This window comes from Sphingomonas sp. PEI4 (assembly GCF_056679955.1).
The window spans coordinates 1,463,701-1,472,698 of the sequence record NZ_CM155258.1 but is presented as its reverse complement, the minus strand read 5'-3'; the positions used below and the strand labels follow the sequence as shown (position 1 = coordinate 1,472,698).

Below are 8,998 nucleotides of genomic sequence, written 5' to 3'. Positions count from 1 at the left end.
CACGTTGCCCAAGCCACTGCCCAAGTCGCTGCACCACCGGTGACCTCATCCTGCAACAGGCGAAGAACCGGCCTTGCAATGTAGGATTTCCAGGCAGACCCCCGCGCAATGCCGCGCCCGTTCACCCCCGACATCTTCACGAGGCGCCAGGCCGCGCAGAACGCCGCGTTCCTCGCCAGCCTCCGCCGCACCGGCAACGCGCGAGAAGCCGCCCGCGCGCTAGGCTATAACCGCTCCACCTTCACCAAGCGCCGCGCGGCCCACCCCGCCTTCGCCGCCAAATGGGACGCCGCCCTGGCGTTCGCATCCGCCGCCCTAAATCTCCCCTCCCGCCTACGGGAGGGGTCGGGGGAGGGGTCGGGGGAGGGGAGTGCTACGAACGCCGTCGTCTCGGCCGGATCTCCCACCACGACAAGAACCGCCAACGGCCGCCTCCAGCTCCGCCGCCCGCCCGCCAACCGCCTCGACCACGCCGCCGAACAAGCCTTCCTCGCCGCGCTCTCCGTCACTGCCAACATCCGCCTCTCGGCCGCCGCCGCCGGGTTCAGCCACTCCGCCTTCTACGCCCGCCGCAAGGCCAGCCCCGCCTTTGCCCGCGAGATGCGTCTGGCATTGGCGGCAGGCTACGAAACCGTCGAGTCCGCGCTGATCGCCGGCTCGCTATCCGGCTCGCACGACCACGACGAATGGCGTCACAACGATCCCCCACCGATCCCGCCGATGACCCCGGACCAGGCGCTTCAGCTTCTCCACCTGCACAACCGCACGGTCCACCTCCAGCAGGAGCCTCCGCACATCAAACGCCGCCGCGGCGAGGCGTCCGAAGCACACAGCTACCGCTTGTCGGCAATGTACGAAGCCCGCCAGGCCCTGGATCGCGAAGCCTTCGACATCGCCGAGGCTGCCCGCCGCGAACGCGGCGAACCCACACTCACGAACCCCGATCCGCCAAGACTCCCGGCGCTCGATCAGGTCACTGGCTGGAGCAAGGCCGATCCGACGAAGGTGTCGCACCACCCGGACACGGCGCTGTTCGGCGGCTGGCGACTAGAGGATTGGGACGACTGAACGCGTCCATTCTCGACCTAATTTATCCGTCCCGCGCGGGTTTTTCCGGGTTAGCATCGCCCCAATCGGATGGGGGCATCCGATGATACCGGGGGGATCATGTTCAAATCATACCGTACGCTGCTCGCGGTGCTGTTCGCGTCACTGACGCTTGTCACGACCGCCCACGCGCAGGAAAAGACCGGCATCAAACCAGGTTTCTCGTTGAAGCCCGGCACCGCGCGGATCGTCCTCATGCGGCCGTCGATCCGGGTCGGCGCGCAGTCGACCGGCGGCATGTACGAGCCGAACGCGGACTGGACCGACCAGGCGAAGGAGAACATCGCCACCGCGCTTGCCAAGGCGCAGACCGGCCTCGGCAACAGTGTCGTCGGGTATGTCGAGCCGGTCGGTGCGGGTTCGGCGAAGGTCGCGGAGTATCAGGAACTGTTCGGCGCGGTCGCGTCGTCGGTGATCGAGTATCAGTTCTTCAAGGGCAACCGCCTGCCGACCAAGAAGCGCAAGGACCAGTTCGAATGGGGGCTCGGCCCCGACGTTCGAACGCTCCCTGGCCTCGAGGCGGCCGACTACGCGCTGTTCATCACGACGGAGGATCATTTCGGTTCGACCGGCCGGAAGGTGTTGCAGGTCTTTGCGGCGATGGCGCGCGTTCCTGTCACAGCGGGTGTTCACACGGGATACGCCGGACTCGTCGACCTGCGGACAGGCGAACTAGTTTGGTTGAACGCAGACAGGCAGATGGGCGGCGATGTCCGTGATGCCGAAGGCGCCGACAAGCGCGTGCGGCAATTGCTGGAGGGCTTCCCGGGAAAGCCGGTCGAAGCTCCGGCGGCGGTCACTGCCGTTGCAGCCGCTCCCGCCATCGCCTCGGCACACTAGGATGCGAACGCTGACAAGCGCATTGCTGCTCGGTGCGGTGATGTCGACCGCCGCGCTTGCTGCCGACAAGCGCCCCCCGCTACCGACGTACACACAGGCCTATACGCCAACGACGGTCGACGAACGTGGGGCTTGGATGGAGGCAGACGAAGACGAACGGCGTCTTCGGGAGTCCCGGTCGGTTATCAGGGACCCAGCCCTCAACGCGTATGTTCGTGGAGTGCTCTGCCGCACTGTTGGCGATGATCGCTGCAAGTCGGTACGGATCTATATCGACGAAATCCCGGCGTTCAACGCGACGATGAGCCCGAACGGAACGTTGACAGTCTGGTCGGGGCTATTGCTTCGCGTTCGGAATGAAGCCGAACTCGGCTCCATCCTTGGGCATGAGTTCGGTCATTTCGAACTCCGGCATTCGCTCATGGACTTCAAGAACCGGCGCAGCGGGTCGGATCTTATGGCTTGGGCATCAATCCTCGTCCGCAACAGCGGTGACATTCGCTATAATACTATCGGCGGGTTCTACGCATTCGATCGCGCGCAAGAGCATGAAGCCGACATGATGGGCTTCCAGTATCTCACGCGTTCGCGCTATCCATCGTCCGCGTCGGCGGACGTCTGGGACCATCTCATGGGCGAGGCGGATGCCACCGCGATCGGTCGCAAGGGGAGGGCGCAGCACAAATACGTCGCCGGCTTCTTCGCCTCGCACCCCACCAACCTCGCACGCGCTACCTATCTGCGCGCCGCGTCGATCGAAGCTGCCGACGTCAAGCCCGCGGTCGTCGATACGCATCAGGCGGCGATGGCGAAATGGCTGCCGGTCTTCCTCAACGACCAGATCAAGCTCAACGACTTCGGTGGCAGCGAGTATCTGCTCGCCTATCTTGCCGAGGGTACCGGCTGGACGACGCCATTGCTGTGCGCGCGCGGCGATCTCTATCGCGAGCGCGGCAATCCCCGCGACCTCGTCAGTGCTGCGCAATTCTACCAGGAGGCGATCGGCAAGGGCGACGCGCCGCCCGAGGCGTATCGCGGCCTGGGCCTGTCGCTGCTCCGCAGCCAGCAGGTTGCCGAAGGCCAGGCTGCGCTCGCGACGTATCTCCGCCTCAAGCCGGCCGCGACCGACGCCGCGCTCATCGCCACGCTGATCTCGTAAGGAGGACGACCATGTCCAAGAAACTCGCCCTGCTTACCGCGGTCGCATCGCTCTCGCTCGCAGCCCCCGTCGCGGCCGGCAACAAGCTCATCCCCGCCGGCCAGCGCATTGCCGTTGCCAAGTCGGCAATGACCGTGCAGCCGGGGGCGGAGTGGAACAAGCTGTCCGAGCGCCCCGGTCGCAATGCCGAAACCTGGACGCAGGACGGTGACGAACTGAACGACCTGAGCTTCTATGGTGGCATCGAGTCCGGCCGGCCGCTGTTCCGCGAGGTCGACAAGAGGAACCGGCCGTTGCCGAAGGTCTCGGCGACGATGCTGATCACCGACATCCCGGTGCTGCTGGAGAACAGCTACCGTATCGCGCGCGACGCCTCGTCGATGGCGATCGACACGATCGCGCCGATCGAGTTCGCCGGCAACAAGGGCGTGCGTTTCACCTACACCTTCTCGAAACAGAACGAGACGCTGCAACGGCGCGGTGAAGCACGCGGCGCGGTGATCGGCGGGAAGCTGTATCTGGTGACGTACGAGGCGCCGAGCTTGTATTACTACGACCGTAGCGCGTCGGCTGCGCGTGTGGTGGCGGACAGCGTTCGGTTTTGAGGTGTGTGAAGCTTCTAGGCTGGGCGTTGCCATGCCTGACGGCATTCTGCGGGGGGACGTCCGCCTCGTCCCGTCATCCTGACGAAAGTCAGGATCCAGAGCCAAGCAGCTCAGCGTTCCGTAACTCTGAATCCTGACTTTCGTCAGGATGACGGAGCGGGAGATGGCTCTCGTGGGAGGCGCGTCCGCCTAAAACGCGACGCGGGAGTAAATCCCGCGTCGTCGGTCGGGCCGGTGGCCCGCCGGCCGGTCGAGGCCGTCTCGTGAATAGCCGTTAGCTAATCGCGTGCGGCCGCAAGCGCGCCGCCCTGCGGCTCACTTGCTTCTTTCGACCTGCTCGAACTCGAGCTCCACAGGCGTCGCACGCCCGAAGATCGACACCGAAACCTTGACGCGGCTGCGGTCGAAGTCGAGTTCTTCGACGAGGCCGTTGAAGGTCGCGAACGGGCCATCGAGGACCTTGACCTGGTCGCCGATCTCGTAGTCGACCTTGACCTTCTGCTTGGGCGCAGCGGCGGCCTCTTCCTTGCTGTTCAGCATCCGCGTGGCTTCCGCCTCGCTGATCGCCTGCGGCTTGCCCATGCTGCCGAGGAAGCCGGTGACCTTCGGCGTGTTCTTCACCAGGTGATACACGTCGTCGTTCATGTTCAGCTTGGCGAGCACGTAGCCCGGCATGAACTTGCGCTCGACCGCGATCTTCTTGCCGCGACGGGCTTCCGTCGTGGTTTCGGTCGGGACTTCGATCTGCTCGACGAGCTGTTCGAGACCCATCCGGGTCGCCTCGGCCATGATCGAGTCGCGGACCTTGCCCTCGAAGCCCGAATAGGCGTGAATGATGTACCAGCGCGCCATGACGGAACCTTGCTTACTGAGCGAGTTTGAGGAGGGCGGAGACGATCGCTTGCAGGATCGAGTCGACGCCCAGGAAGAACAGCGCGAGGATCGTCGTCATGATCACCACCATCACGCCGGTCATGACCGTCTCGCGACGCGTCGGCCACGTGACCTTCGCGGTCTCGTTGCGGACCTGCTGGATGAATTCGAGGGGGGACGTCTTCGCCACGATGTTCTTCGAACCCGCTGATTGAGAAACTGAGATGCGAGACATAGACCCACTAGCCGCTCCCTGTGAAGGGCAGCGGCGGCAGGTCCGTCCTCGCTGTCGGAAGCGCGGCAGATAGCTGCCGTCACAGGTGAAAGCAAGTGCGCGGCAGGAGAGGGGCGAGCGTCGTATCGAAAGCGACACGGCGGTGGCCGGGAGAAGTGGCGGGGGAGAGTGCTTGGGTCACTCGATCCCCCGCACGATCGTCTTGCCGGTGCCGGTTTGACCGGCGGCTCCGCTCCCACGGTTTCTATTTATCGTTCGGCTTGACGACGGCACCCGAGGTGTACGCCGAACGCAGACGAAAAAAAAGGCCGGTACAAGACCGGCCGTGAAAGTTTTTAGGAGAGGATGCCTGAAAGGCCTGATCGTTGTGCATCGCAGCACATCATAGATCAATTGCGAAAATTGCATTATGAAATGCAGTTTCTGCAATCGCGATGGACGCACGAAGCCACCGCGTGAAACGGTTCGTTCGAAATCGAAATTTAAAGGGGGGTGGCAGGAGTGCTCGGATTCGAACCGAGGGCCTTCGGTTTTGGAGACCGACGCTCTAACCAACTGAGCTACACTCCTACACGGAAGCGCCCCTTACCCAGCGTTTTCGCGAAGGGCAAGCGTCTCGCGTGCAATTCGTCGTCTCAGCCATCGTCGTAAGGATGATGCGTTGCACGGAGCGCGGTTTGCCCGTTAACCGTACGCTCTCCCGTGGGATGTAGGAAAGCGTAATCGTATGAAGGCCGGATTGATGATGCTGGCGCTGCCGGTCGCGGCGTTGCTCACAGGGGCGGGGCCGGTTCCGCAGGTGCCGGACCTCGGGCCGCAGCTCGAACGCTTCACCTACCCGTGGCCAGTCCAGACGATGGAAGTCGATATCGTCGGCACGCCTGCGCAGATGGCGTTCATGGATATCGCGCCGCAGCGCCCCAATGGCCGCACGGTCGTCCTGCTCCACGGCAAGAATTTCTGCGGCGCGACGTGGGGCAGCACGGCGCGCGCGCTGAGCGAGGTCGGCTACCGGGTGATCGTCCCCGACCAGATCGGCTTCTGCAAATCGTCGAAGCCACGCGCGGCGCAATATAGCTTCGAGATGCTGGCGACGTTCACCAAGCGGTTGCTCGAGTCGCGCGGCATCACGCGGGCGACGATCGTCGGCCATTCGATGGGCGGCATGCTCGCGATGCGGTATGCCATTCTCTACCCGGCGTCGGTCGAGAAGCTGGTGCTCGTCAATCCGCTCGGTCTGAAGGATCGCGGCGAGGAGGGTGTGCCCTACACCGACGTCGACACGCTGTGGGCGAACGAGAAGAAGACGAGCTACGCGTTGATCAAGGCGTATCAGCTCGAGAACTATTATCTCGGTACGTGGAAGCCATCCTATGATCGCTGGGTCTGGATGCAGGCGGGCATGTACCAGGGGGCCGGGCGCGATACCGTGGCGCTCGCGCAGGCCAAGACCAGCGAGATGATCAAGACGCAGCCGGTCGCGCACGAGCTGTACCGGATCACGCCGTCGACGACGTTGATCATCGGCACGCTGGACAAGACTGCCTTCGGCCGGGCCCAAGCCCCCGCGAACTTGCGTAAGTTCCTCGAGCCGATCTCGATAGTCGCGCCGCGAGCGGTGAAGCAGATGCCGAATGCGAACTTGGTAATGCTCCAAGGACTGGGCCACTCGCCACAGGTCGAGGATCCTTCGCGATTCGAGAAGGCATTGCTCGCGGTACTGGCCCGGCCGCCGATCACGCGTTGACGGGGAGGGGGTCTTCGTCTGTCGAGGCCGACCATGGCATAGTCTTGCGGATGACCGGCATGCCGCCTTCGGATGCCCGATAATCGCTCGATCTGGTAACCAGCTTGGCGACTTGGTACGTCGCAACGATCATTGCGACGGCGCCGATTATTGCCGGTATCGGGATGCCGAGGACATAGCCCAGAACCGCAAGAGTCGAGCCCGACTGCACGAAGATCGCGATCGACCATCCGGTGCGGTTGCGCATCGTCGCCGCGAGCGCGAGGGCAAGGACGTCTGCAAGGAAGAAGTAGCGTTCGTGCATGCGCGGCAATGTGCCTACCAGTAGCAGGGGCGCCAGCAACGCGCTCGGCAGGACGAGCCTCGGTACGGTTCCGCGGGCCGCTACCCAGGCGACATAGGTGGCCGTTCCACCGATCGCCATCGTCGTCGCGACCCCCTGGAGAGGGAGGTCGCGAATGCCTGGCAAGATCTGCACGATGGTCCAAATATTCGGGGCATTCAGCGAAAGTTGGTCGAAATGGCCGGTTTGCCGAAGGTAGATCGTCAGCAGGTTGGTGATGGGCCAGCCGGCTGCCCATGCCGGCAGCAACGTCGCGAACGCGGTCGCCGGTGCGATCACCCACACGCGTACGTCGACCCGCCTGCCCAACAGCAGCGCAATGATGAACGGTCCGAAAAACACTGCCTGTAGTTTGAACGCGATGGCCAAGCCAAACCAGGCGAGCATGGACTTATGCCGGCGTGTGACGGCCATCGCCAACGCCATTACGCACGCGGCCGCCCACATCGCATCGCACTGTGCCAGCAAGGGCGCGTTCAGCAACGTCGATGGCAATAACAGGACCAGCGCGGCTGCACGCTCCGGCGACGGGACGTCGAGCGCGACGAGCAGGCGCCAGATCGAACCGGCAAGCGCGACGGTTCCCAATGTGGACAGCAGCTTGAGAAGCGTCAGCGACGGTAGCTCGTCACCGAGCGCCGTGGCGAGAGTCAGCAGGTACAGATAAGGCGGCGTGTAATTGCTGAATGGGGTCCCAAACGCGTCGATCACGCCGGTCGCGCGGATATGCTGCAGCCACGGGACGAGGAACGTATCGACGTCGTCGGCCCGATACCACCAAAGCGCGGAATGCGCGATGACGGCAAGGGCTATGGTCAATGCGACTGGCGGCAGTTGCCGCGAGGTTCCGGACTGGTGCATGGGCGACGCGTATCGTGCCGCCGGTTTCGGCGCGGTTAACTTGGCCCGTGTCGATCACCGGGTGGCCGCTGTGCCGCTCGCACCCAAACCGATTCCGCCCCGTTGACCGCAACCGACTCCTGACCTATAGGCGCGCCCTGTTCTTCGGGAGTGTTTCCCGCCGGGCATGCTTGAACATTGCTGGATGCATTCCAGGACCTGAGGAGCGCTCCCGCGTTTCCTATGGTCCTTTTTGTATTCTCAGGCGCCTCATGGCTCCAGCAAAGTAACCATTTGAAAGGTGAAGGCTTCAATGCCGACGATCAACCAGCTGGTCCGCAAGGGCCGCGACCCGCAGAAGGCCAAGTCCAAGGTCCCTGCGATGGAAGCAAATCCGCAGAAGCGTGGCGTTTGCACGCGCGTCTACACGACGACCCCGAAGAAGCCGAACTCGGCTCTGCGCAAGGTGGCCAAGGTTCGCCTGACCAACCAGCGCGAAGTCATCAGCTACATCCCGGGCGAGGGCCACAATCTTCAGGAGCATTCGGTTGTCCTGATCCGTGGCGGTCGTGTCCGCGATCTTCCCGGTGTTCGCTATCACGTCCTGCGCGGCGTGCTCGATACACAGGGTGTGAAGGACCGGCGTCAGTCGCGTTCCAAGTACGGCGCCAAGCGTCCGAAGTAAGCCGATCGCTCATATTTGCGATCACCAAGGCTGAAGTTTAGAAGGAATACAAAATGGCACGTCGTCGTCGTCCCGAAAAGCGGGTCATTCTGCCTGATCCCAAGTTCGGGGATGAGGTTCTGTCGAAGTTCATGAACAGCGTCATGCTGGACGGCAAGAAGTCCGTCGCAGAGCTGATCGTGTACGGTGCGTTCGAAACCGTCGAGAGCCGCGCAAAGCGCGATCCAATCGGCGTTTTCCACGATGCGCTGAACAACGTGAAGCCGGGCATCGAAGTCCGTTCGCGCCGCGTCGGTGGTGCAACGTACCAGGTGCCGGTCGAGGTTCGTCCCGAGCGCGCACAGGCGCTGGCGATTCGCTGGCTGATCACGGCAGCACGTTCACGCAGCGAGAACACGATGGCCGCGCGGCTGTCGGGTGAGCTGATGGACGCCGCCAACAACCGTGGCAACGCGGTGAAGAAGCGTGAAGATACGCACCGGATGGCGGAAGCCAACCGTGCATTCTCCCACTACCGCTGGTAAAAGCGGGCTTCGAAGACTAGCATTGGTAACCGCGTTGCGG

The 8,998-nt window shown here is 63.5% G+C and carries 10 protein-coding genes and 1 tRNA gene; 7 read left to right on the top strand and 4 right to left on the bottom strand.

Going from position 1 to position 8,998, the window contains the following annotated elements; all coding sequences use genetic code 11:
• The first annotated feature begins 108 nt into the window (after window positions 1-108).
• The 4 genes from AC1MLZ_RS06690 to AC1MLZ_RS06675 all read left to right on the top strand — a co-directional run bounded on the left by AC1MLZ_RS06690 (window position 109) and on the right by AC1MLZ_RS06675 (window position 3,711).
• The gene (locus AC1MLZ_RS06690; protein WP_480960946.1) at window positions 109-1,068 is read left to right on the top strand and encodes a hypothetical protein; all 960 of its coding nucleotides are present in this window, start codon (window positions 109-111) and stop codon (window positions 1,066-1,068) included.
• 99 nt (window positions 1,069-1,167) lie between these two features.
• Window positions 1,168-1,947, top strand: a complete 780-nt coding sequence (locus AC1MLZ_RS06685; RefSeq protein ID WP_480960945.1) for a hypothetical protein — start codon at window positions 1,168-1,170, stop codon at window positions 1,945-1,947.
• A gap of 1 nt (window position 1,948) precedes the next feature.
• Window positions 1,949-3,106, top strand: a complete 1,158-nt coding sequence (locus AC1MLZ_RS06680; RefSeq protein WP_480960944.1) for a M48 family metallopeptidase — start codon at window positions 1,949-1,951, stop codon at window positions 3,104-3,106.
• A gap of 11 nt (window positions 3,107-3,117) precedes the next feature.
• Window positions 3,118-3,711, top strand: a complete 594-nt coding sequence (locus tag AC1MLZ_RS06675; protein ID WP_480960943.1) for a hypothetical protein — start codon at window positions 3,118-3,120, stop codon at window positions 3,709-3,711.
• Window positions 3,712-4,026: 315 nt separating this feature from the next.
• On the opposite strand, the gene nusG is transcribed toward AC1MLZ_RS06675, so the two are convergent.
• The 3 genes from nusG to AC1MLZ_RS06660 all read right to left on the bottom strand — a co-directional run bounded on the left by nusG (window position 4,027) and on the right by AC1MLZ_RS06660 (window position 5,389).
• Entirely contained in the window at window positions 4,027-4,563 is a 537-nt protein-coding gene (nusG, locus tag AC1MLZ_RS06670; RefSeq protein WP_055872668.1) for a transcription termination/antitermination protein NusG, read from the bottom strand.
• Between the two features lie 13 nt (window positions 4,564-4,576).
• Window positions 4,577-4,774, bottom strand: a complete 198-nt coding sequence (gene secE, locus AC1MLZ_RS06665; protein WP_056047594.1) for a preprotein translocase subunit SecE — start codon at window positions 4,772-4,774, stop codon at window positions 4,577-4,579.
• A 538-nt stretch (window positions 4,775-5,312) separates the two neighbouring features.
• Window positions 5,313-5,389: transfer RNA gene (locus tag AC1MLZ_RS06660), tRNA-Trp, on the bottom strand.
• A gap of 157 nt (window positions 5,390-5,546) precedes the next feature.
• Here AC1MLZ_RS06660 and AC1MLZ_RS06655 point away from each other — a divergent pair.
• Window positions 5,547-6,566 (top strand): alpha/beta fold hydrolase, encoded by a 1,020-nt coding sequence (locus AC1MLZ_RS06655; RefSeq protein WP_480960942.1) that lies wholly within the window; start codon window positions 5,547-5,549, stop codon window positions 6,564-6,566.
• On the opposite strand, the gene AC1MLZ_RS06650 is transcribed toward AC1MLZ_RS06655, so the two are convergent.
• Window positions 6,556-7,770, bottom strand: a complete 1,215-nt coding sequence (locus AC1MLZ_RS06650) for a hypothetical protein (RefSeq protein ID WP_480960941.1) — start codon at window positions 7,768-7,770, stop codon at window positions 6,556-6,558. The two genes, AC1MLZ_RS06655 and AC1MLZ_RS06650, sit on opposite strands and share 11 nt — an antisense overlap.
• Window positions 7,771-8,062: 292 nt before the next feature.
• On the opposite strand from AC1MLZ_RS06650, the gene rpsL reads away from it, so the two are divergent.
• Complete coding sequence (gene rpsL, locus AC1MLZ_RS06645) at window positions 8,063-8,434, top strand: 30S ribosomal protein S12 (protein WP_010164594.1); 372 nt, start codon at window positions 8,063-8,065, stop codon at window positions 8,432-8,434.
• A gap of 53 nt (window positions 8,435-8,487) precedes the next feature.
• The gene (gene rpsG, locus AC1MLZ_RS06640; protein ID WP_480960940.1) at window positions 8,488-8,958 is read left to right on the top strand and encodes a 30S ribosomal protein S7; all 471 of its coding nucleotides are present in this window, start codon (window positions 8,488-8,490) and stop codon (window positions 8,956-8,958) included.
• Window positions 8,959-8,998: the final 40 nt, after the last annotated feature.

What these genes read in the sequence shown, in the direction of transcription:
- AC1MLZ_RS06690 (WP_480960946.1), top strand. Translation starts at nt 109, where the DNA reads ATGCCGCGCCCGTTCACCCCCGACATCTTCACGAGGCGCCAGGCCGCG.
- rpsG (WP_480960940.1), top strand. Translation starts at nt 8,488, where the DNA reads ATGGCACGTCGTCGTCGTCCCGAAAAGCGGGTCATTCTGCCTGATCCC.
- AC1MLZ_RS06680 (WP_480960944.1), top strand. Translation starts at nt 1,949, where the DNA reads ATGCGAACGCTGACAAGCGCATTGCTGCTCGGTGCGGTGATGTCGACC.
- rpsL (WP_010164594.1), top strand. Translation starts at nt 8,063, where the DNA reads ATGCCGACGATCAACCAGCTGGTCCGCAAGGGCCGCGACCCGCAGAAG.
- AC1MLZ_RS06655 (WP_480960942.1), top strand. Translation starts at nt 5,547, where the DNA reads ATGAAGGCCGGATTGATGATGCTGGCGCTGCCGGTCGCGGCGTTGCTC.
- AC1MLZ_RS06675 (WP_480960943.1), top strand. Translation starts at nt 3,118, where the DNA reads ATGTCCAAGAAACTCGCCCTGCTTACCGCGGTCGCATCGCTCTCGCTC.
- AC1MLZ_RS06685 (WP_480960945.1), top strand. Translation starts at nt 1,168, where the DNA reads ATGTTCAAATCATACCGTACGCTGCTCGCGGTGCTGTTCGCGTCACTG.
- AC1MLZ_RS06650 (WP_480960941.1), bottom strand. Translation starts at nt 7,770, where the DNA reads ATGCACCAGTCCGGAACCTCGCGGCAACTGCCGCCAGTCGCATTGACC.
- nusG (WP_055872668.1), bottom strand. Translation starts at nt 4,563, where the DNA reads ATGGCGCGCTGGTACATCATTCACGCCTATTCGGGCTTCGAGGGCAAG.